This is a genomic window from Sphingopyxis sp. USTB-05 (assembly GCF_023822045.1).
GTDB lineage: Bacteria > Pseudomonadota > Alphaproteobacteria > Sphingomonadales > Sphingomonadaceae > Sphingopyxis.
On the sequence record NZ_CP084712.1, the window covers coordinates 2,049,043 to 2,069,921 of the forward strand.

The window sequence follows — 20,879 nt, forward strand, 5'->3', positions numbered from 1 at the left end:
TCTCGACTTCGCTCGATGCGAACGGATTGTTGTTGGGCTTAGTCCGCGAACAACAGAACCGGCGTTTCGACCAGCTTCTTGAGCGCCTGAACATAGCTTGCCGCGTCCCAGCCATCGACGACGCGATGGTCGCAACTGATCGACAGGTTCATCAGCTTCGCACGGCGAATTTCATCGCCGTCAAAAACCGGGCGCTCGACGATCTTGTTCGGGCCAATGATTGCGACTTCAGGCCGGTTGATGACCGGGGTCGTTGCGATGCCGCCGAGCGGGCCAAGCGAGGTGACAGTCAGCGTGCCGCCGGTCAGTTCCTCGACCTTGGCCTTGCCGGTGCGCGCCGCTTCGGCGAGGCGCGTGATTTCGCTCGCGAGTTGCCACACATTCTTGTCCTGCGCATCGCGGATCACCGGAACCATCAGTCCAGCATCGGTCTGCGTCGCCATGCCGAGATGCACCGCGCCATAACGCGTCACGACGCCGCCTTCGTCATCATAACGCGCGTTGATCATCGGGAATTGCGGAATCGTGCGGCAGATTGCGACGATCAGGAAGGGCAGCATCGTCAGCTTGGGACGGCCGCCGCGATTGGCGTTCAAATCGGCGCGCATCTCTTCGAGCGCGGTGACGTCCATTTCCTCGACATAGGTGAAGTGCGGGATCGCGCGCTTCGACGCCGCCATATTCTCGGCGATCTTGCGGCGCATCCCGATGACCTTGATCGGCTCGTCGGCGCGGGCACGCGAGGCGCCAGGCGCGCTATAGCCCTGCCCGCCGCTGTAGCGGAGGAAGGCGTCGAGGTCGGCGTGACGGATGCGGTCGCCTTCGGCGTGGACCTGTCCCAGATCGACGCCCAGATCCTTGGCGCGCGCGCGGACCGCGGGCGATGCGAGAACGGCGCGGCTGTGTGCCGCAGCTACCACTGGCGCCGGCGCAGGCGTTGGAGCCGGCACGGGCGCGGGCGCCGCGACCGGCGCGGGAGCAGCAACCTCAGCCACCGAAATCTCTTCGGCGCCCGGCGTCTCGGCCGCAATTTCCTGTTCGACTGGCGTATCGGCGGGCGGCGCGTCGACCGCGCCATCCTCGTCGGTCTCGATCACGGCCAGCGTCGACCCGATCGGGATGAGGTCGCCGACCTCGCCCGCCAGTTCGACGACGACCCCCGAAACGGGCGATTCCATTTCTACGGTCGCCTTGTCGGTCATCATGTCGGCTAGCTGCGCGTCTTCCTCAACGCGCTCGCCGATTTTGACGTGCCAAGCGACGATTTCGGCCTCGGCAATGCCTTCGCCGATGTCGGGCAGACGGAATGAATAACGGGCCATGGCGTCAGTCCTTCAAAATCTTGGTCAGCGCGGTCGCGATGCGCACCGGGCCGGGGAAATAGGCCCATTCGAGGCTATGCGGATAAGGCGTGTCGAAGCCGGTGACGCGTTCGACCGGGGCTTCGAGATGATAGAAGCAGCGCTCCTGAACCAGCGCGGCCAGTTCGGCGCCGAAGCCCGAAGTCCGCGTCGCTTCATGGATGATCAGGCAGCGGCCGGTCTTTTTCACCGAGGTTTCGATCGCCTCGATATCGAGCGGCAGCAGCGTGCGCAGGTCGATGATCTCGGCATCGATGCCCATTTCCTCGACGATCGTCTTGGTCACATGCACCATCGTGCCATAAGCAAGGATCGTCAGCGCTTCGCCCGAACGTACCGTCGCGGCCTTGCCGAGTTCGATGCGGTAATGACCTTCGGGCACCGTGCTCGCGTCATGCTTTGACCACGGCTCGACCGGACGATCATAATAGCCGCTGAACGGACCGTTATAGATGCGCTTGGGTTCGAGGAATACGACGGGGTCATTATCCTCGATCGCTGCGATCAGCAGGCCCTTGGCATCATAGGGGTTCGAAGGGATCACCGTTTTCACTCCGCAGATATGCGTCATGATGCTTTCGGGCGACTGGCTGTGCGTCTGACCGCCGAAGATGCCGCCGCCGAACGGGGTGCGCACCGTCATCGGGCAGATAAAATCCCCCGCCGAGCGATAGCGCAGACGCGCCGCTTCGCTGACGAGCTGATCAAGCCCCGGATAGATATAGTCGGCGAACTGGATTTCGGGGACCGGGCGCAGGCCATAGGCCCCCATGCCGACCGCAACGCCGATAATACCGCATTCGTTGATCGGCGTGTCGAACACGCGCGTTTTGCCATGCTTTTTCTGAAGCCCCGCGGTTGCGCGGAACACGCCGCCGAAAAAGCCGACGTCTTCGCCCATCACGACCATATTCGGATCGCGTTCGAGCATGACGTCCATGGCGCTGTTGATCGCCTCGATCATGTTCATGGTCTTGGTGGCGGTTTGGGTTTCAGCGCTCATCATTCGGGCTTCCAATTGGGGCCGAACTTGGCCTCTTGCTCGGCGAGCATCTGCGCGCATTGTTCCTTGAGGTGCCAGGGCAGTTCTTCGAACACATCGTCGAACATCGTCTCGAACGGCTGGTGCATGCCGTGGCCCAATATCCCGAGCTTCTCCGACTGTTTCTGCGTCGTCTTGACCAGATCGTCGAGTTCTTTGGCCTGCGCTTCGTCACGCTCGCCGTCCCATTCGCCCAGCGTTTCGAGATGCTGGCGCAGTCGCGCGATCGGATCGCCTAGCGGCCACGCGGTTGCCTCGTCGGCGGCGCGGTAGGCGCTTGGGTCGTCCGACGTGCTGTGGCCTTCGCTGCGGTAGGTGAAATGCTCGATCAGCGTCGGGCCGTTGTTCGTGCGTGCGCGATCCGCCGCCCATTGGGTCGCAGCATAGACCGCGAGCGGATCGTTGCCATCGATACGCAGCCCGGCAATGCCGTAACCGACGGCGCGCGCGGCAAAGGTCGTGCGCTCGCCGCCGGCAAAGCCCGAGAAGCTCGAAATCGCCCACTGATTGTTGACGACGTTGAAAATCACCGGCGCATTGTAAACGGTCGCAAAGGTGAGCGCCGAATGGAAGTCACCTTCGGCCGACGAACCCTCGCCGCACCATACGGTCGCGATCCGGCTGTCGCCCTTCGACGCTGACGCCATCGCCCAGCCCACCGCCTGCGGATATTGCGTCGCGAGATTGCCCGAAACGCTGAAGAAACCATGCTCGGGCGCCGAATACATGATCGGCAACTGACGGCCGAGCAGATGGTCGCCGCGGTTCGAATAGATTTGGTTCATCATCTGGATCAGCGGATAATCGCGCGTGATCAAAATGCCCTGCTGCCGATAACTCGGAAACACCATGTCGGTCCGGTCGATCGCCATCGTCGACGCGACCGAGGTCGCTTCTTCACCGGTACACTTCATATAGAAGCTGGTCTTACCTTGCCGCTGGGCACGGAACATGCGGTCGTCGAACGCCCGGGTTAGCATCATATTCCGGAGCATCGTGCGCAGCCGTTCAGGCGACAGCTTCGGATCCCACTGCCCCTTTGCCTTTCCGTCGAAATCGAGCACGCGGACAAGACCGTAGCTCAGTTCGCGCATCGCGTCGGGTTTCGTCGCTTCACTCGGGCGTGGGGCCGCTTCGACCGCAGGAACTTCGATATCGCCAAAGTCCGGAGTATCACCGGGGCGATAGCGCGGTTCGGGGATATGAAGCGACAGCGGCGGCAAATTGCTCGCCGGGCGCTGAGGCGTCTCAGGCATATCTTCTTCCCTTTAAAGCGCGAATCAGCGCCTAGTTATATTTCAACGTGGCGACATATTATTACAGACGCCATACGAATGCAACGGCAGCAATCAGACCGCGACAGGCGCGGAAATATGCGCTTGCGGCGCATAGTCCTCGACCGCGAAATCCTCGAATCGATAGTCAAAAATGCTCGAAGGCCGGCGAAGGATGCGCAGCTTTGGCGCGCCGCCCGGAACGCGTGATAATTGTTGTTCAACCAGTTCCGCGTGGTTCAGATAGAGATGTACATCGCCGCCGGTCCAGACGAGCTGATGCGCATGGAGCCCCGCTTGCTCGGCGACCATCCGCGTCAGGAGCGCCGCCTCAAAGACGTTGAAGGCAAAGCCCAGGCCAAGATCGCACGAGCGCTGGAACAGCAGGCACGACAGTCCGCCATCGCTGCGGACATGAAATTGATAAGTCATGTGACACGGTGGCAGCGCCATGCGGTCAAGGTCCGCGACGTTCCAACCGGTAAAGATATGCCGGCGAGACCCCGGATTGTTACGGAGCGAATCGATCAGCGCCGAAATCTGATTGTGCCCCTGCTCCGCGCGGCGGAACAGCCCGTCGCCTGCCGCTTCGTAACGTGGCCAGTTGACCCACTGGTGACCATAGACCGGGCCGAGATCGCCCCATCGAGCAGCAAAATCATCGTCCGCGACGATCCGCGCCTCGAAGTCCTCGATGCCGATCGTCTCGCCGGTCTCGCGGCGATATTTGTCGAGCGGCCAATCGGTCCAGATCTTCACACCCTGTGAAACGAGCGAACGGATATTGGTGTCGCCCGTCAGGAACCACAACAGTTCGCGCAGCGCGGTCTTCCAATAAACCCGCTTAGTGGTGAGCAACGGGATTGCGTCGTCTTTCAGAGAGAATCGCATCGTCTCTCCAAACAGCGAGCGCGTCCCTACCCCGGTGCGGTCGACGCGCTCGTCGCCCTCGACCCAAATACGCTGCATCAGGTCGAGATATTGAAGTTCATAATGGATGGAATCAGGCAAGAGTCGGCTCCCGGCTTTGTCTTTCGGTGCTAGGCCTAGCGTCGCGACGGGACAAGGGAACAACATGCACGACGCCGCAAAGCGTCCGATCCGGGGCAGTTACGTGTTGGGGATCGCGTAAGCCGGGCGCATGTCTACGGTGATGACCCTGTTCGAACCTCTCGGCAAAGCGCCGGACCCATCGGCGATGGCAGGCTTCGTGCCGTCTCAGCTTGAAGGCGATGTAGCGCGCCTGTTGCTGCGCCCACTGTTCGATAACGATCGGGAAAGCCTGCTGCTCGCAGCTTTCGACGCCTTCGAGCGCCTTGTGCAGCTCGAACGCGTCGACGGGAGCAGCTCGACACGCTGCGTCGTTCCGCCGCGCGCTTGGCGCGCACTGTTGGACAGCAGTATTGCGACGGTCGTCATGGCGCACAACCATCCCTCCGACACGCCATGGCCAAGCGATGCCGACATCAGTGCAACGCACGATGCCGCACTTTTCCTGCGGGCCATGGGCATCGATCTGGTCGATCATCTGATTTTCGTCGCGGGCGGTCATTTCAGTTTTCGAACTGCCGAAATGCTCTAGTTACGGCAATCATCTTCAATGTGCCGATTGGCGCTTGAAGTTCACAGATTGCGCGTCTAGAGGACCGCCCTGCCTTCGCGGCGACCCCGGTCGGCGCGCAGATCGGTCGGGGAGTAGCTCAGCCTGGTAGAGCACTGTCTTCGGGAGGCAGGGGCCGGAGGTTCGAATCCTCTCTCCCCGACCAATTTCCTGCATATTGCAGATTCTGCACCGTCTCTTCTTGTAAGTCGGCGAACAACCCCCTAAATTCAAACTACGCTGCTGTGGTTTTCCCCCTTTCCATCGTGGCGAGTGTCCCGCCAGCTTTGGCGCGGACGCGTCCTCCCTGGACCCTGGCCACCTCGTACTTCGGTACGAGGTGGTTTTTTATTCAGCGGCTTGCGGGAATAGTTCGGCTTCGGGGCGCATCTCCCCCAAATCGCTTACAAGTTCGGCAAACCACCGCGCCAACCGCGCAACACGCGCCGAATCCGGCGACCGTTCCGGCGTCAGATAGAGGCTACGGTCGATTTCGACCTGCACCGCGTGAATCCCGTCGCCGGGCCGACCATGTGTGCGAATGATATGCCCACCAGCATAAGGCTGGTTGCGCGTCACGACTTCGCCCAGCCGTCCGGCTGACGTCATCACGCGCCGGACCAGCCACTCGCCCGCGGTTTCGCCGAAGCGATCGCCGATCACGATTCGCGCGCCATGACCCACCTGCCCGACGGGAATCGAAGGCATGGAATGCAGGTCGATCAGAATCGCATGACCGAAACGATCTCGCGCGCTCCGCAAAGCCTCGCCCAGTGCAGTGTGATACGGCCGATGGAACGATTCGAGCCGCCAATGAAGGCCCGCGCCGTCAATCGGTCGCTTCCAGAGGGGGCCGCAATCGGCGAGCCTTGTCGGCACTACGCCGAGTCCCGCCCGTTCCTTGCGCCCTGGTGCCGAAAACTGCGCACGCAAAGGAATTGCCACCTCACCGGGCGCCATCTGTCCTTCGCCGCGATTCAAGTCGGCTACGGCGCGCGCCCACAACGCCGCCACGACCGTGGCCCCCGCATCCGTCGCCTCTGCCGCGATCAGATCGCTCCACGCGTCTTCGAGGCGTTCGAGTTGTGACCGTTCGACTCGCGCCGCCTCGATGATGTCAGGCGGATAGACGCGGCCGGCATGCGGCACCGACACGATCACCGGCCCGTTTGCCGCGGGCCGGTTGACAGCGATGGCGGCAGGCGGGATGCTGCGGAACGACATAGAGCATGGGTGGCAAAAAAAGCAGGACGAATCCAGCGCCGCGCGTCAATTTGTTAAATCTCTGACGCTATGCATTGCATAATAGAGGGGGCAGACGACCGGAACCGGCTGCGCCGAAGGACCAGGGAACAGATTTCAACATGATTCGCATTTTGCTGGCCGAAGATGACGATGTGATGCGCGAATATCTTGCACGCGCGCTCACGAGCGCCGGCTATCACGTTACAGCGGTCGATCGCGGCACCGCTGCCGTTCCCTATATCGATTCGGGGACCTTCGACCTTTTGCTGTCCGATATCGTGATGCCCGAGATGGACGGGATCGAACTCGCCCAGCACACCGCAAAGGCGGCGCCGCAGACGCAGGTGATGTTCATCACCGGCTTTGCCGCGGTTTCGCTGCGTGCCGAAGAAAATGTTCCGCAGGCAAAGCTGCTCTCGAAGCCCTTTCACCTCAAGGATCTGGTGCGCGAAGTCGATAATATGTTCGGCCGCGCCGACCGGTCGAGCCAACAATAACGACGCCGCCTTGCGCGAAGGGCTTGCCAAGCCGCGCAGAGGCCTTTAGGGGGCGCGTCACCCCAAGGGATGGGCGTGTAGCTCAGTGGTAGAGCACTGTGTTGACATCGCAGGGGTCGCAAGTTCAATCCTTGCCACGCCCACCATTAAAAACGCCGCCACCCCAATGGGTTGGCGGCGTTTTTGCGTTCAGGCCATTCCGCGCGCAAGATCGCCGCGCGACGCGTCGCCGATCTGGCTGCCACCGTCGCAATCGAGGATCGTGCCGGTGATGTAGCCGGCCGCCGGGCTGCACAGGAACACGGCCGATTCGGCGACCTCCTCAATCTCGCCCCAGCGCTTCATCGCGATGCGGTCGAAATGCGACTGACGCGTCGCGGCGTCGGGCGCGAGGCGCGCCATGCCCTCGGTTCCTGCGATCGGCCCTGGCGAGATGCCGTTGACGCGCACCTCCGGACCCCATTCGAGCGCGAGTACGCGAATAAGCTGGTTGATCCCTGCCTTCGCCGCGCAGGCATGCGCCTGCAACGCGGAGGCATTGATCGCCTGCCCCGCCGTGATTGCGATCAGCGACGCGCCCGGACGGTTGAGCAGGTCATGGCAGCCGCGGAACACGTTGAAGGTGCCGTTGAGGTCGATGTCGACCACGGTGCGAAACGCGTTCGCCGACATGCCGAGCACCGGAGCGAGGAAATTGCCCGCGGCGCCCGAGATCACGATGTCCATCGGCCCAAGTTTTTCAACGACCGTCTCCATCACCCCGCGAATCGCGGCATAGTCGCGCACGTCACCCGACAGACCAATCGCGTCATGCCCGATTTCGGTGGCCGCGCGCTGCGCCTTGTCCGGATCTCGCCCCGCGACCGCAACCTTCGCGCCCAGTTCGGCAAAGCGCTTCGCGATACCGAGGTTGATACCGCTTGTGCCACCGGCAACGAAGGCCGTCTTGCCGGCAAGCAAATTATCGCGGAATGTCGTCATGCTTCTCTCCCTTGTCCTGTCTCTAAAGGCCGATGCTGCCGATGCGGGGTTGACGGATCGAAACCAGTCGCCTTTTGAAACTGGAACAGACAGCAAGGATGATCCCATGGCAAGTGCCGGCCCCACCTCGAACAGCTTCATCTCGCAGCGACTGAAGCTTCACTACGTCGACTGGGGCAATCGCGGCGCCGCGCCGCTGCTGCTTGTGCATGGCGGCCGCGACCATTGCCGTAACTGGGACTGGGTCGCCGAAAAGTTGCGTGATCGCTATCATATCATCGCCCCCGACCTGCGCGGTCATGGTGACAGCGCATGGTCGCCCGACGGCAATTACGCCATGGACACTTTTGTCTATGACCTGGCGCAGTTGATCCATCAGCTCGACCTTGGGCCGCTGTCGATCGTTGCCCATTCGATGGGAGGCAATATCGCGCTGCGCTATACCGGCCTCTACCCCGACAATGTCCGCAAGCTTGTCGCGATTGAGGGACTCGGCCCCTCGCCCAAGGTTATCGCCGAGCGCGCAAAGACGGGCTATGCCGAACGCTTCCGCAAATGGATCGATGACAAGCGCCAGGCCGCAGGGCGCACGCCGCGCCGCTATGCGACGCTCGAGGACGCCCTCGCCCGCATGATGGGGGAGAATGGTTACCTGACCGAAACGCAGGCGCGCCACCTGACCATCCACGGCATCAGCCGCAACGAAGACGGCACCTGGAGCTGGAAGTTCGACAATTATCTGAACGTGTGGCCGGCGTTCGACATGCCGCAGGACGATATCGCCTCATTGTGGGGAGCAATCAGCTGCCCCACGCTCCTGCTCTATGGCGCGAACAGCTGGGCCTCGAACCCCGAGAAGGACGGTCGCCTTCAGCATTTCAACACCGCGAAGGTCATTGAATTCGAAAATGCGGGCCACTGGCTCCATCACGATCAGTTCGACCGGTTCATGTCCACGCTAGACGAATTCCTCTAAAAGCGTCGCCGGTTGCGCGCCGCGGCGCGCGATGGAAGGCGGCGCGATGGCCTATACGGGGCAGATTACGGGACGACAGAAGATGCTGTCGGGAGGCGGTGCTCTGCTCGCTGTGGTCGCGGTCGGTCTTGGCCTTGCCAGCGGTCTCGATCTCGACGTCGTTCGCAAGGCAGGTGAGGCGATCACCGCTATCGCCATCCCTGCCCCGTCGCCACCCCGCGAAGAAGCCAAGCCCGCGAGGGCGCCAAGCGAAAAGACTAGCGGCAAAGCTTCGGCCCCGAACAAGACCGCCAAGGCGGCGGCCGTTACCGCCCCACCGCCGAAGCTGCCTCCGATCGCGCCACCTGTCGCAACCGCGGCCAAAACCGGGACTGGAAGCGACGTAACAGCCGGCGCCGCGCCGACCGCTGGCCCGGGATCGGGCGCCGGTGGTCGGGGCGACGGCACGGGCGCAGGCGGAACGGGCAGCGGCGGCGGAAGCGGCAGCAAGGCCGTCTGGCGGAGTGGCACGATCCGCGATCGCGACTACCCCCACGAAGCAAGCCGGGCGAGAACCGGCGGCGAGGTCGAGGTGCGTTTCACGATCGAAGCCAGCGGCCGCGTCAGTGGGTGCCGCGTGACACGGTCGAGCGGCGACGCCTCACTCGACCGGACGACGTGCGCACTGATCGAAGAGCGCTTCCGCTTCAAGCCTGCAACCGACGCCGCCGGCGCGCCCGTTGCGAGCCAATATGGCTGGCGGCAGAGTTGGTGGCTTGAGCGGCGGCGCTAAGATCGTTCCGCCCCCCATATCAATTGCGACAATATCGCGAATGATTCGCATTAGAGTTGACATTGCGATCGACTCTCAATAGCGGCGCCCTCAACCAAACACAAAATAGGGGGTTTATCGTGAAGCCATCGTCATCCGCTTCGTTCCTCGCGCTCTCCTGCGTGGGCAGCCTGATCAGCGCTCCTGCGCTCGCCGCAAAAGCCGACGCGGCGCAGGATGCGCCGGGCAGCCGCAGCGACATCATTGTAAGCGGCACGCTGGCAACCGAAGTGGAATCGCCCAAATCGACCGCGCCGATCGTCGACACGCCCCAGACGATCACGGTCGTATCGCAGGAGCAGATCCGCCAGCAGAATTTGCTGACGCTTCGCGACGCTTTGTCCACAATCCCCGGCATTACCTTTGGCGCAGGCGAAGGCGGCGGCGGCTACGGCGACTCGATCAATCTGCGCGGCTATTCGGCGAACAACGACCTGACCGTCGACGGCGTGCGCGACAGCGCGCAGTACAGCCGTACCGACCCCTTCAACCTGCAACAGATCGAAGTCTATAATGGCGCAAACTCCGTCTTCAACGGATCGGGCAGCGTCGGCGGAACGATCAACCTCGTCAGCAAGATCCCCTTTGCGCGCAACGCGACCACGGTCCAGGCGGCCGTCGGAACCGACAATTATTATCGCGCCGCGGTGGACAGCAACTGGCGCCTCAGCGACCTGATCGCAGTGCGCATCAACGCGATGTATCATGAGAATGACGTGCCCGGCCGCGACGTCGAATCCTACCAGCGCTGGGGCGTTGCACCCTCGATCACGATCGGCGTCGACAGTGACACGAGCCTGACGCTCGCATATATTCACCAGGACGACGACAACACGCCGATCTATGGCGTCCCCTACATTCTCGGCGCCGTCAACAACGGGCCGTTGCCAGGTGTCGACGACAGCGATTATTTCGGGATCGTCAACCTCGACGAACAAAAGACAAAGGTCGATCGCCTGACCGCGACCTTCCGTCACGCGTTCAGCGACAATGTCTCGATCCGCAATCTGACGCGCTGGCAGCGCGTCCATCAGTACAGCCAGACGAGCGCGCCGCAGGGTGTATTCTGTCTCGCCAACGGACTTCAGCCGATCGGCGCGAACGCGGCCGCCACTGTCGGCATCGCCTGTCCCGCGGGCCAGAATACCCCGGGCACCTATTATCCTTCAGGACCACGCGGCCTAGTCCGCGATCAAGTCAATGACCTGCTGCACAACCAGACCGACCTGACGATCCTGAGCGGCACCAAGGGCGGCCTGTTCAACACGCTCGTCATCGGCGCGTCCTACAGCCAGGAAGATTATTCGATCGAGAATGCGCAGTTGCTGCGCAATCCGGGCGGCGCAACGCCCAACCCTGTGCTGCCGCCGATCAGCCTGTCGAACCCGAACACGGTCTGGACCGGCCCGGTCAACTATATCCGCACCGGCAACAGCTATGGCGACACGCGCAACTGGGCGATCTATGCCTTCGACACGCTCGAAATCTCGCCGATGTTCGAAATTAACGGCGGCGTCCGTTATGAAAATGCGCGCAATATCTTCCGCGCCGACACCGTGACGACCCCGGCGACCGGCGCGGTCTACACCCGCGGTGCGGATCAGGTCAGTGACGAAAATCTCTTCTCGTATCGCGTTGGCGCTGTCTTCCATCCGATCGAGAATGTCAGCCTCTACGCCGCTTATGGCAACGCCAAGACGCCGACTTCAGCCAGCGTCCGCGCGGGCTGCGGCCTGCCGGCGAGCCCGACGGCCGCCGATCCCTGCGCGACGGCGCCCGAAAAGGCACGCAACATCGAATTCGGCGCCAAGGCCGAGTTGATGGACAAGAGACTGCTGCTGACTGCCGCCGTGTTCCGCAACGAGCGCACCAATTATCGCGTGCCTTCGAATGACCCGGCGGAGCCCGCCTCGCTGCAAATCCTCGACGGTCGCTCGCGCGTCGACGGCATTGCTCTCGGCGTAAGCGGCAACGTCACGCCTGAATGGGCGATCTTCGCGAACTATACCTACCTCGACGGCAAGGTGAAGCAGAGCGTTTCGGACTTCTGCCTTGCGAATCCCGGTAGCACCGGCTGCGGCAATAGCGCCGCCATTCCCGATCCGCAGCGCGGCGACCGGTTGTTCCAGACGCCCAAGCATTCGGGTAGCCTGTTCACCACCTATGCGTTCCCGTTCGGGCTGCAGATCGGATACGGGCTGTCGTATCAGGGTAAGTTCTCGACGCACCAGCGCAACCTGGCGCAGCGTACACCGCTGTCGGTCGACGACTATTTGATCCATCGCGCGTTCGTGTCGTACGACTTCAAGAACGGGCTTGTTGCGCAACTCAACGTCTCCAACTTCACCGACGAGGAATATTACACGGGCGTCCGCAACAATGTGAACGCGACGACCGGGGCGGTGACCGGCGGCTGGGCGACCCCCGGCGACTCGCGCTCGGCGGTGTTCAGCCTCTTTTACAACTTCTGATCCTGGTGGGCGGGCGCGGCGATTGCCGTTCCCGCCCCTTTCAGCCTAGAAGCGGCACATGATCCGCATCATTCCCGACGTGCTCGACGCCGACGGTGTCGCCAAGCTCCGCTCTATTCTCGACGCCGCCGACTGGATCGACGGCAACGAGACTTCGGGTCCGCAGGCTGCGCTAGCGAAGCGCAACCAACAGCTCCCGGAATTTGGCGAAGCCGCAGCCGAGGCGGGCCGGATCGTACTCGACGCACTGGGCCGCGCACCGCTGTTCATAGCGGCGGCGCTGCCACTCAAAATCTATCCGCCCTATTTCAATCGCTACGCCGGCGGCGAGAATTTCGGCGATCACATCGACAATGCAATCCGCATGCGCCGCGGCAGCGATTTCCGGATGCGCAGCGACCTGTCGGCGACGCTCTTCCTTGCCGATCCCGACACCTATGACGGCGGCGGCCTCGTTATCGAGGGCTTTACGCAAGAGCCGGGTATAAAGTTGCCGGCCGGGCATATGATCCTCTACCCGTCGACGACCGTTCATCGTGTCGAACCCGTCACATCGGGTACGCGGGTCGCCAGCTTCATGTGGATCCAGTCGATGGTGCGCGACCAGGGTCAGCGCAATCTTCTCTTCGATCTCGACATGGGCGTTCAGGGGGCCGCAGCCACGATGGGACAAGGGGACGCGACTGTGGTTCGCCTGACCGGCGTATATCACAATCTTCTGCGGCGCTGGGCCGACAGCTAGTCGAGCATCGCGCGCCAACCGCGCGACAGATATTCGCGGTCCCCGGCAACGATGCACGCCGCCAGTTCCAAATCGTCGGCCAGCCCAATCCCCGCCTCCGCTCCCAAAACGGTCAGCGCCGTCGCCCATCCGTCGGCCATCATGCATCGGCGGTGCAGCACGGTGACGGACAAAACGCCGTTGACGATCGGGCGTCCCGTGACGGGATCAAAGCTGTGCGAATAATGCCGGCTATCGGCCATGAAACCGCGGCGATAATTGCCCGATGTCGCGACCGAAAGGTCGTGTAATGCCATACGCCATGGCGGAATGGACGAGGTGGGCGGCATCTCGACATCGACCCACCAGGGTTGGCCGTCGGGGCGCATTCCCTCACCGCGCAGTTCGCCGCCGACTTCGAGCAGGAAATGCCGTACACCGGCGCCGAGCAACCATTCGGCGGCGAGATCGACACCATAGCCCTTGGCGATCCCCGACAGGTCGAGTGCTGCCCCTTCGCCGCGCCGGATGCAACGCGTCGCCGGGTCGAAGTCTATCGTGCGGTCGCTCGCGCCAAGCTGTTCAGGCACGGCCTCAATGGGGCCGACGCTACCAAAGCCCCAGGCCTCGGTCAGCCGCCCAAGCCCCGCATCGAATGCGCCGCCACTCGCCCGCGCGATTCCCAGCGCGCTCTCAACCACATAAGCGAACTCGTCGGGGATATGACACCACAGGCCGGGCGCGGCGCGGTTGAAGCGAGACAGGTCTGATTGCGTGTCCCACTGGCTCATCTGCGCGACGACCCGGTCGAACGCTGCCCGCACGCCGTTCGTCGTCCCCGCAGGCGGAGATACCGCCAGCAGCGACCAGCTTGTTCCCATCGTCTCGCCGGAGAAGCTTTCGATAATCGCCCCGGCGTTGCGCCCGGCAAAGGCCGCGGGCGTAAGCGCGCGGGGGATCAGAATGCGGTCGGTCAGGGCGCGAGCACTTCCAGCGTCGTGACATAGCTTGCGCGGCGCTGCGGCGCGGGGGGCGTCGCGGGCTCGGGCGCGCCCTCTTCACGTTCTGCCTGCGGCGTAGTGACGTTCAGCCAATAGAGGCCAGGTTCGGTCCAGTTGATCGCGACCTTGCCGTCGGCGCCGGTTTTGAGGTCCATCTGGCCAAGCTGGTCGCGATAACGGATGCCGCCCGGGATCACCGTGACCGGCAGGCCTGCGGCAGGTTTGCCGTCGAGCAGGAACTGGAAGGTCGCCGCCTCGCCCGCGATCAGATCGTTCGGATGCGTCACGGGGACGAGTTCGATGCCCTTCCCCGTCGGCTTGAACAGGGTCGTCGTCGGCTCACCCACCGTCACGAAAATCTCGTTGCGGTTGTTCGATTCGGCAGTCTTCACATTTGTCGCACCGGCGGGGATGCGCTCGGCGAGGTTCGTTGTGGTCGTACCGCGCGGCAGCCGCTCGGTTTTGCCGTTCAGATCATAGCTGCCCATCACGCCGTCGGAAACCGAGGCGATGCGCCAAGTGCCCTTTTGCGTCAGATGGACGTCGAAGGTGCTGCGATAGCGGCCCGTTGACTTATTCTCGATCGTCGCCTCGCTGCCGTCGGGCGCCCAGGCCTTCAATGCGTCGAGACGCAGCGGCTGATGCTCGAAATAGAAGAGGTCGTTCGATACTGCAGCGTCGACGGTGACCCATACGTCATCGCCCGACAGAACGGTCGACGACGGCAGCATCCACTGACGGTGTGCGGAAGCCGGAACGGCGACCAGCGCAGCCAGCGCGGCGGTCGCGGCGAAACCCCAAATTCGCTTCTTCATATCCCTGTCCTTTCAGTCTTTAGCGGAAGGCGACCGAAACGGCCCCCAGTTCAGTCGTCCCTGCGGCGCGCCCGCCTGCCCCGGCCTTGGCGGGCCAGATGAAGGGAATGCGCAGCAGTTCGCGGCCGCCAACCTCACGCGCGGCTTCGATCACCAACGTGTATTGGCCGGGTGCCGCTGCGCCGAGTTGCGCGCGTGTGAAGGAGACCTTGTGCGCGCCGGGCGCACGCGTCGCGCCCGTGATGCCGTTTGCGGGGAAGGTCATCGAGCGGCCGGCGGCGCGCCACCACTGGCGCACGTCGCGAAGCCACTTCGTCCCCTCGTTCGCCTTCATGTCATAATCATACCAGACTGCGACGGTCTTCGCGGGTCCGCCGGCCTTTTCGACCCAGATCGCGACATAGGGCTTGTGATATTCGGCGACCTTCAGCCGCGGAATATTGATCGTGACATCCATCGTCGCCGGATTGGCAAGCGCGACCGTCGGCACACCGAGCACGGCGCCGAGGCCGATCGTGCCGCCGAGGATGCGCACCGGGGTGGAAAGCTGCATGATGGGTCTCCCTAGTGAATGAAGATGATGGCGATAGCGGCAGGGATCGCGAGGCCCAGTCCGACGAGCGGCCAGGTGCTCTTGCGCTTCGCCGAATGTAGCTGAAGCAGGAACAGGCCGGTGATCGCGAATACCAGGCAAGCGAAGGAGAAGATGTCGATGAACAGGCTCCATTCGCCGCCCGAATTGCGCCCCTTGTGAAGATCGTTGAGGTAGGAAATCCATCCGCGGCTGGTGACCTCTCCCGACGCGGCGCCGGTCTCTAGGTCGATCGCGACCCAGGCATCGCCACCCGGGCGGGGCGCGGGCAGATAGACTTCGCCTTCGGACCATTCCGCTTCCGCCGACGCCTTTACCGGGAAGCTTTCTTCGACCCATTCGGCGACGGCGGGCGGAAGGGGTGCCTTCTCCGCATCGGGCGCCGCAGCATTGAGGCGCGCCAGCAGTGCTTGCGGCAGCTGCGCCGATTGCTGCGTTACGACAGGCGAGCCCTCGATATCGGCGGCATGGTTGAGCGTGAAGCCCGTAATCGCGAATAGCAGCAGGCCGATCAGGCTGACGGCCGAGCTCATCCAGTGCCACATATGCAGCTGCTTCAGCCAGAAGGCCTTCCGGCTCTTTTTAGTCGCCGGTCGCGAAGATGTGGGTGCGTGCATCTGGAAGTTCTGCCAAAAAGATGCACGGCCAGTATCGCGAACGATTCGCAATTACAATAATTATTCCAGCCTTACGCTGATGCAATACGCCATCGTTCTTACGCAATCAGGCCGGCGCGGCAATCCAGCGATCGACTTGCGCTTCTAGCACTGGCAACGGTACCGATCCGCGTCCGAGGATGATCTCGTGAAACACGCGCTGGTCGTATCGCGGGCCAATTGCCGTCCGCGCCTTGTCGCGCAGCGCGAGGATGCGCTGCATGCCGACCTTATATGATGTCGCCTGTCCGGGCGTGACGAAATAACGGCGAATTTCAGAGCGGATTTTTCCGATCGGCTGCGGCGAATTGGCGGTGTAATAGGCCAGCGCCTCGGCCTCGCTCCATCCCTTTGCATGAATTCCGGTGTCAACCACCAGGCGGATCGCGCGCCAAATCTCGCGTCCCAGCCGACCGAAATCGCTGTAGGGATCGGTGTAGAAGCCCATCTCCTTCGCAAGCCGCTCGACATAGAGCGCCCATCCTTCGCCATAGGCACCATAGAAATAATTCTTCCGGAACTCGGGCGTGCCGGTCATTTCCTGCGCGAGCGCGATCTGCATATGATGACCGGGGTGGCCTTCGTGATAGACGGTGCCCTCGATCTCGTAGATCGGGGTCGCGCGCGTATCGGCGAGATGGACATAGAAAATGCCCGGTCGCGACCCATCGAGCGCCGCCGGCGAATAATGCGCGGCGCCGCCCGGCTCTTCGCGAAACGCCTCAACGCGCTTGACGATCAGATCGGCCTTGGGCAGTCGCCCGAATTGCTCGGGCAGCCGCGCACGCATGCCGGCAAGATAATCCTCCGCCTTTTTGAGATAGATCGCGCGGCCTGCGTCGTCGTTCGCGACATAGAAACGATCGTCGCTGCGCAGGAAGACGAAAAAGTCCTCGAGCTTGCCGTCGAAGCCGATTTTCGCCTTGAGCGCTTCCATCTCCGCGCGGATACGCGCGACTTCCGACAGGCCGAGCGCGTGAATTTCCTCGGCGGTCATGTCGGTCGTCGTCTGCAGCCGCAGCATCGCGTTATAATAAGCGGCGCCATCGGGCAACGCTCCCGCGCCGCGCGGGTCGGCAGAGGCCTTGGCGCGGTCGGCGATGAGCCAGGCGCGCAGCCGGCCGTAAGCGGGCTTCATCGATCCCGTCATTGCTGCGGCGACCTGTGCGACGTAGCGATCGGACGCCGCAGCGTCGGCCTTCCCTTCGGTCACGAGACCCGACGCCTTTGCCTTCGCATCGGCGAACAACGCATTGTCGGCACCGTCGTCGAATGGCGCGCCGGTGGTCAGCCGCCCGACGAGCTCGATTGACTGGTCGTAGGCGAAGCCGGGCATTCTCACCCCACTTGCCGCCGAAGCCTTGGCGCGGTCGAGATAGACATCGAGCGTCGGGCCAAGCGCGGTGACTCGGGCGATATAGGCATCCATATCCGCGGTCGTGTCGACACGATGCTGGTTGATCATGAAATTCGGCAAGCCGGTGTGTGGGCCATTGCGGTCGAAGACATAATTATGCCCGCGCCACTTCGTCGACGCCTCGGCCCGCTCAAGCTCCAGCAGCCACATGTCATATGACACCCGCGCGTCGTCACCGAGCGTCGCCGGGTCGAACTTCTTCTTCATTTCCGTGACATTGGCCCGGCGCCAGGCAAGCCGGGCAGCCGCAGCCGCGTCGCTCGGGTCGGTAAAACGGTCCTGCTGTTCCTTGCGGCCAAGCTGGGTGAGCTGTTCGGGGTCGAGCGCGATCTCGGCCTCGAAAGCCGCGTCGAGAAAGGCGGTAAACGCCGCGTCGCTTGTGCCGCCCTTCGCCGCCGCCCGCGCTGCCGGCGCAGCGATCAGGCTGGTCGCCAATGCCAATGAGAATTCCCGTCGTGATAGCCGCACTGGACACCCTTCCCTGCTTCGAAGCCGTCGGCGGTACCGCGATTGACGCCCGCGAGCCAAGGCAAAATTTCGGGGAGTCAGCCTAGCCCCCATCAGGGCGGGCTCGACGAAGGAAGGTGGTGGCGGAGACGGAGCCCGCCACATTGCCACTCGAGTCTATTGAAATACAACCCGTTTTTTTCATGAAATTTCTCCGATACCATGGATGATACCATGGACGCGTTTGGCACTGGGACCCTCGATTGGCTTACAGTGATACTTCGGCTTGAAGGTATCCCTGAACGGATTGCAGTCCTTCGATATCTCGGGTCATGACATCAAGCGGCGTGCGGCCTCGAAAGAGCTCACCTGCGTTCTCTCTTCTGATCCAGCCGTCCGCTCTCGAATGAACCGGGAGGAGGATGTTGATGGCCTTGAAAATTTCAAGAATTGCAATGAGTCGCTGGGCGATGGCAGTAGGCACCTGCTCTATTCTCAAATCGTTGAGCGTCTCCAAATCCTCATAAGAGATCACTCCGAGCAATCCCACTTTCTCTGACGGGGATAGAGACCAAGCGCGAGCCAAACCCGCGAATATTCTCATGATGGGATTTGCAGGTGGCGTCTCATTGATGTCGATGACCGCCCGTTGATCCACCCATGCAATTGGACTGGCGAGACCGGCCGCCCCGACAACGCGCAGGACAAATCCTGCCAAGATTTCGAAATCACCTGATTGAAGGATATCACTGCCTGTTGGAATCCCAGGGTGGGCCGCCACCCATTCCTCTAGCTTTCGTCGGTACTGGTCATTGTCGTCCTCAACCAAGACCGTTCTCCCTGCGCCAAGATGCCCACTCAAGGTCCATAATCGTCCTGCCCTCATCGGTGCCGAGGGGCCGTGCGAACTTTCCGAAACCACTCGGAAGAAGTTCTCGTGCGGGAACCATAACATGTACATGCGGAGAGCCTGGTCGCGCCGCCCTGGCGGGGACATGCATTACAGAGATTGCTGCAACCCTATGCTCTGATACAATACGCTGCCTGACAAACTCCTGAGACGTTTGCCAAGCTTCGTGGAGCCGCAGTTCGGGCGGTATGACTTCGGCTTCCGGGAACCGTAATGTCACAATGACAATCACATCTCGAAGCTGGTACCCCTGCTCATCATATGCCCGAGCGAGGCGCTGGGCACTCCAGAGTTCATCGCTAGCCCCCGGCGGCAACTGAACCGAATGCATGAAGCATGTTGGATTGATCCATGCTGCTTTTGAATCCTCAGGGCGGAGGACCGGATACATTCGCTTGAACACCGCGCTCTCGGCAGTCACTTGAGCTCCTCCGTTTACTGGCTCAGCCTGGATGATCCCAAACGACAGATTTTCGGTCACGCCGATGACGGGCAGATAATCGAGACCAGGCGGCGGCACTTTCATTTTTTTTGCCATTACGTGATCCCCACATTGCGGGTGCGGCGGGCGATCATCTTGGCAGCCTCGCATAAGCCGTAGGCGCGCTGATCGAATGTGAGGAAAGGAGGATTGCAGTCGAGCCGCAGACCGCCTTCTTCAAGGGCAACGTACGGACCGCTCGCCTCTGGGAGGAGCCAATAGCCATCTGCCCGATGAACGTAGAGCAGCATGCGGTCCAAGTGGCAGAGGGCGCCGTCTATGTGGCTCACCACGCCGAAACGGACGTGGTTTAATACTTCGGGGTAAAATCCGTGATGACTTACAACGACATCACAACCCGTGGATATAGCGGCGTGCTGCATAGCATCGCGAAACATCACCGGATCGCACACAGTTGCAGCAACGATGAGCTTGCGGTCTCGGAGCCGCGCTGCTCCTGCTGGCAACCCCAACCGAACTTCTACCGCATCTCTGTCACCGAACACGTCTTGAAGGAAGATGCTCATCATCCTCCCGCTCACGCGCGAAACGCGTTCATCCATAATCTTGGTCATTGAGAGAATCTCCGTCTTATAGTGATCGGAGCCCCCTCATTTTTCATCTACTCGGGAGCTCACGGCATCCCGAACTTGATATTTTTACTTAACCAAATTGGGTCCCGGCAGGAGGCATTCCCAGCCAATCGACAGGCCAGGCAGACGACTGATGAACTGATGCTCAACTCAGCGCGTGCAAGTTGAGTCATCTGGTGGAAGCCAGTTTCTGATGAGCTAAGAATCTGAGAGCCCAGCCAGCGGGCGGTGCGTGCGACGAATGACATTTCCGCGCCGTCGTTTTGCGATCTAGTGGCACGTTTTCGCTCGAATTTTTTTCTCGAGACTGCCTTACAGACGGAGGCAGCTATTTCGGCGGAGCTAAAAACTCCTGCTCAGCCTTCACGCATTTCAAGCTGGCTGTTCGCTTGGGCGATCAGGCCGTCGAAGAGCGGCAAAGTCTCGATGATCTTCTCGATGGCGTGCCGAAGCGGGCCGAGAGCATCTTCGGGTGCTTCAGCTTCGAAGGCCAATGCGAGTTCTTCCTGATCAAATTTGAGCGGGAGGTAGATGCGGGAAGGCTTTTCAAGGCTGAATCCGGCGTCGAGAATGGCTTTTACCGCCGGGTTGTGGTCTGAAATAAATCCGTTCCATTTACCGCCATGCCGGACACACCGCTGTTCAAAATAAAACCCCGCACCAGTGCCGCTCGGAGATGTTCCCGTGAAGTTGGATAGCCAGCTTTCGTCGTTTCCGCCTTTGATTTGATAACCCAGATAGAAGGCAAATCGTCCGCGGCCGACGGCCTCATTATCTTGTACCCAATCCTTTTTCCGAAACCAGAATTCCTCGTCTTCTTCGTTGCGATAAGACACCAGCGAAGCATTGTCGGTCGCAGAATCGAATACCGAAGAGAAAGCCTTAAAAAGTTCGAGCCACAAAATGTCGTCGAGATAGGCTCTCGTTTGCTCGAATTCTCCAATATTTCGCGTGATGAGCGCGTTCAGCTTGGGGTCCGATTGCATAG

21 protein-coding genes and 2 tRNA genes are annotated in these 20,879 nt (G+C 61.7%); 8 read left to right on the forward strand and 15 right to left on the reverse strand.

Features of this window, described 5'->3' with window-relative positions:
• Nucleotides 1-38: 38 nt before the first annotated feature.
• The 4 genes from KEC45_RS09265 to thyA form a co-directional block, all read right to left on the reverse strand.
• A complete protein-coding gene (locus KEC45_RS09265; protein WP_062180153.1) occupies nt 39-1,322 on the reverse strand; it encodes a dihydrolipoamide acetyltransferase family protein in 1,284 nt (427 codons plus the stop codon).
• 4 nt (nt 1,323-1,326) lie between these two features.
• Nucleotides 1,327-2,364: an alpha-ketoacid dehydrogenase subunit beta gene (locus tag KEC45_RS09270; protein ID WP_062180149.1), complete on the reverse strand. Its 1,038-nt coding sequence runs from the start codon at nt 2,362-2,364 to the stop codon at nt 1,327-1,329.
• A complete protein-coding gene (locus KEC45_RS09275) occupies nt 2,364-3,659 on the reverse strand; it encodes a 3-methyl-2-oxobutanoate dehydrogenase (2-methylpropanoyl-transferring) subunit alpha (protein ID WP_062180146.1) in 1,296 nt (431 codons plus the stop codon). The genes KEC45_RS09270 and KEC45_RS09275 overlap by 1 nt, the downstream gene beginning before the upstream one ends.
• Before the next feature lie 93 nt (nt 3,660-3,752).
• A complete protein-coding gene (thyA, locus tag KEC45_RS09280; protein WP_062183841.1) occupies nt 3,753-4,646 on the reverse strand; it encodes a thymidylate synthase in 894 nt (297 codons plus the stop codon).
• A 172-nt stretch (nt 4,647-4,818) separates the two neighbouring features.
• Between thyA and KEC45_RS09285 the strand changes: the two genes are divergently transcribed.
• Nucleotides 4,819-5,259 carry a JAB domain-containing protein gene (locus KEC45_RS09285; RefSeq protein WP_083435761.1) on the forward strand — a complete coding sequence of 147 codons (441 nt, stop codon included), beginning with the start codon at nt 4,819-4,821 and terminating at the stop codon, nt 5,257-5,259.
• Between the two features lie 107 nt (nt 5,260-5,366).
• A tRNA-Pro gene (locus KEC45_RS09290) sits at nt 5,367-5,443 on the forward strand.
• Between the two features lie 182 nt (nt 5,444-5,625).
• Here KEC45_RS09290 and KEC45_RS09295 read toward each other — a convergent pair.
• Nucleotides 5,626-6,501 carry an N-formylglutamate amidohydrolase gene (locus KEC45_RS09295; RefSeq protein ID WP_083435760.1) on the reverse strand — a complete coding sequence of 292 codons (876 nt, stop codon included), beginning with the start codon at nt 6,499-6,501 and terminating at the stop codon, nt 5,626-5,628.
• 140 nt (nt 6,502-6,641) lie between these two features.
• On the opposite strand from KEC45_RS09295, the gene cpdR reads away from it, so the two are divergent.
• Nucleotides 6,642-7,019, forward strand: coding sequence for a cell cycle two-component system response regulator CpdR (cpdR, locus tag KEC45_RS09300; RefSeq protein WP_062180140.1), 378 nt, complete (start codon nt 6,642-6,644; stop codon nt 7,017-7,019).
• A gap of 71 nt (nt 7,020-7,090) precedes the next feature.
• A tRNA-Val gene (locus tag KEC45_RS09305) sits at nt 7,091-7,165 on the forward strand.
• A gap of 43 nt (nt 7,166-7,208) precedes the next feature.
• On the opposite strand, the gene KEC45_RS09310 is transcribed toward KEC45_RS09305, so the two are convergent.
• On the reverse strand, nt 7,209-8,000 hold the full coding sequence (locus tag KEC45_RS09310) for an SDR family oxidoreductase (RefSeq protein WP_062180137.1): 792 nt from the start codon (nt 7,998-8,000) through the stop codon (nt 7,209-7,211).
• Between the two features lie 106 nt (nt 8,001-8,106).
• Here KEC45_RS09310 and KEC45_RS09315 point away from each other — a divergent pair, with 106 nt between their 5' ends.
• The 4 genes from KEC45_RS09315 (at nt 8,107) to KEC45_RS09330 (ending at nt 13,000) form a co-directional block, all read left to right on the forward strand.
• Nucleotides 8,107-8,976 (forward strand): alpha/beta fold hydrolase, encoded by an 870-nt coding sequence (locus KEC45_RS09315; protein ID WP_062183835.1) that lies wholly within the window; start codon nt 8,107-8,109, stop codon nt 8,974-8,976.
• Between the two features lie 46 nt (nt 8,977-9,022).
• Entirely contained in the window at nt 9,023-9,748 is a 726-nt protein-coding gene (locus tag KEC45_RS09320; protein WP_062183832.1) for an energy transducer TonB, read from the forward strand.
• A gap of 119 nt (nt 9,749-9,867) precedes the next feature.
• On the forward strand, nt 9,868-12,258 hold the full coding sequence (locus KEC45_RS09325) for a TonB-dependent siderophore receptor (RefSeq protein ID WP_252171950.1): 2,391 nt from the start codon (nt 9,868-9,870) through the stop codon (nt 12,256-12,258).
• Nucleotides 12,259-12,316: 58 nt separating this feature from the next.
• Nucleotides 12,317-13,000 carry a Fe2+-dependent dioxygenase gene (locus tag KEC45_RS09330; RefSeq protein WP_062180131.1) on the forward strand — a complete coding sequence of 228 codons (684 nt, stop codon included), beginning with the start codon at nt 12,317-12,319 and terminating at the stop codon, nt 12,998-13,000.
• Here the strand turns inward: KEC45_RS09330 and KEC45_RS09335 are convergent.
• The 9 genes from KEC45_RS09335 to KEC45_RS09375 form a co-directional block, all read right to left on the reverse strand.
• Nucleotides 12,997-13,860 carry an FAD:protein FMN transferase gene (locus KEC45_RS09335; protein WP_083435759.1) on the reverse strand — a complete coding sequence of 288 codons (864 nt, stop codon included), beginning with the start codon at nt 13,858-13,860 and terminating at the stop codon, nt 12,997-12,999. The two genes, KEC45_RS09330 and KEC45_RS09335, sit on opposite strands and share 4 nt — an antisense overlap.
• A gap of 92 nt (nt 13,861-13,952) precedes the next feature.
• A complete protein-coding gene (locus tag KEC45_RS09340; RefSeq protein ID WP_062180124.1) occupies nt 13,953-14,795 on the reverse strand; it encodes a DUF4198 domain-containing protein in 843 nt (280 codons plus the stop codon).
• A gap of 19 nt (nt 14,796-14,814) precedes the next feature.
• A complete protein-coding gene (locus tag KEC45_RS09345) occupies nt 14,815-15,348 on the reverse strand; it encodes a DUF2271 domain-containing protein (protein ID WP_062180121.1) in 534 nt (177 codons plus the stop codon).
• A gap of 11 nt (nt 15,349-15,359) precedes the next feature.
• Nucleotides 15,360-16,004 (reverse strand): PepSY-associated TM helix domain-containing protein, encoded by a 645-nt coding sequence (locus tag KEC45_RS09350; RefSeq protein ID WP_062180118.1) that lies wholly within the window; start codon nt 16,002-16,004, stop codon nt 15,360-15,362.
• Nucleotides 16,005-16,110: 106 nt separating this feature from the next.
• Nucleotides 16,111-17,901, reverse strand: a complete 1,791-nt coding sequence (locus KEC45_RS09355; protein ID WP_252171951.1) for a DUF885 family protein — start codon at nt 17,899-17,901, stop codon at nt 16,111-16,113.
• Nucleotides 17,902-18,175: 274 nt separating this feature from the next.
• Nucleotides 18,176-18,736, reverse strand: a complete 561-nt coding sequence (locus KEC45_RS09360) for an antitoxin Xre/MbcA/ParS toxin-binding domain-containing protein (RefSeq protein ID WP_252171952.1) — start codon at nt 18,734-18,736, stop codon at nt 18,176-18,178.
• The gene (locus KEC45_RS09365) at nt 18,729-19,355 is read right to left on the reverse strand and encodes a MobA/MobL family protein (RefSeq protein WP_252171953.1); all 627 of its coding nucleotides are present in this window, start codon (nt 19,353-19,355) and stop codon (nt 18,729-18,731) included. The genes KEC45_RS09360 and KEC45_RS09365 overlap by 8 nt, the downstream gene beginning before the upstream one ends.
• The gene (locus KEC45_RS09370) at nt 19,355-19,873 is read right to left on the reverse strand and encodes a hypothetical protein (protein ID WP_252171954.1); all 519 of its coding nucleotides are present in this window, start codon (nt 19,871-19,873) and stop codon (nt 19,355-19,357) included. The genes KEC45_RS09365 and KEC45_RS09370 overlap by 1 nt, the downstream gene beginning before the upstream one ends.
• A gap of 374 nt (nt 19,874-20,247) precedes the next feature.
• Complete coding sequence (locus KEC45_RS09375) at nt 20,248-20,877, reverse strand: hypothetical protein (RefSeq protein WP_252171955.1); 630 nt, start codon at nt 20,875-20,877, stop codon at nt 20,248-20,250.
• Nucleotides 20,878-20,879: the final 2 nt, after the last annotated feature.

Coding starts and splice junctions, on each gene's coding strand:
- KEC45_RS09265 (WP_062180153.1), bottom strand. CDS start 1,322: ATGGCCCGTTATTCATTCCGTCTGCCCGACATCGGCGAAGGCATTGCC.
- KEC45_RS09270 (WP_062180149.1), bottom strand. CDS start 2,364: ATGAGCGCTGAAACCCAAACCGCCACCAAGACCATGAACATGATCGAG.
- KEC45_RS09275 (WP_062180146.1), bottom strand. CDS start 3,659: ATGCCTGAGACGCCTCAGCGCCCGGCGAGCAATTTGCCGCCGCTGTCG.
- thyA (WP_062183841.1), bottom strand. CDS start 4,646: ATGCAGCGTATTTGGGTCGAGGGCGACGAGCGCGTCGACCGCACCGGG.
- KEC45_RS09285 (WP_083435761.1), top strand. CDS start 4,819: ATGTCTACGGTGATGACCCTGTTCGAACCTCTCGGCAAAGCGCCGGAC.
- KEC45_RS09295 (WP_083435760.1), bottom strand. CDS start 6,501: ATGTCGTTCCGCAGCATCCCGCCTGCCGCCATCGCTGTCAACCGGCCC.
- cpdR (WP_062180140.1), top strand. CDS start 6,642: ATGATTCGCATTTTGCTGGCCGAAGATGACGATGTGATGCGCGAATAT.
- KEC45_RS09310 (WP_062180137.1), bottom strand. CDS start 8,000: ATGACGACATTCCGCGATAATTTGCTTGCCGGCAAGACGGCCTTCGTT.
- KEC45_RS09315 (WP_062183835.1), top strand. CDS start 8,107: ATGGCAAGTGCCGGCCCCACCTCGAACAGCTTCATCTCGCAGCGACTG.
- KEC45_RS09320 (WP_062183832.1), top strand. CDS start 9,023: ATGGCCTATACGGGGCAGATTACGGGACGACAGAAGATGCTGTCGGGA.
- KEC45_RS09330 (WP_062180131.1), top strand. CDS start 12,317: ATGATCCGCATCATTCCCGACGTGCTCGACGCCGACGGTGTCGCCAAG.
- KEC45_RS09335 (WP_083435759.1), bottom strand. CDS start 13,860: ATGGGAACAAGCTGGTCGCTGCTGGCGGTATCTCCGCCTGCGGGGACG.
- KEC45_RS09340 (WP_062180124.1), bottom strand. CDS start 14,795: ATGAAGAAGCGAATTTGGGGTTTCGCCGCGACCGCCGCGCTGGCTGCG.
- KEC45_RS09345 (WP_062180121.1), bottom strand. CDS start 15,348: ATGCAGCTTTCCACCCCGGTGCGCATCCTCGGCGGCACGATCGGCCTC.
- KEC45_RS09350 (WP_062180118.1), bottom strand. CDS start 16,004: ATGCACGCACCCACATCTTCGCGACCGGCGACTAAAAAGAGCCGGAAG.
- KEC45_RS09365 (WP_252171953.1), bottom strand. CDS start 19,355: ATGGCAAAAAAAATGAAAGTGCCGCCGCCTGGTCTCGATTATCTGCCC.
- KEC45_RS09370 (WP_252171954.1), bottom strand. CDS start 19,873: ATGACCAAGATTATGGATGAACGCGTTTCGCGCGTGAGCGGGAGGATG.
- KEC45_RS09375 (WP_252171955.1), bottom strand. CDS start 20,877: ATGCAATCGGACCCCAAGCTGAACGCGCTCATCACGCGAAATATTGGA.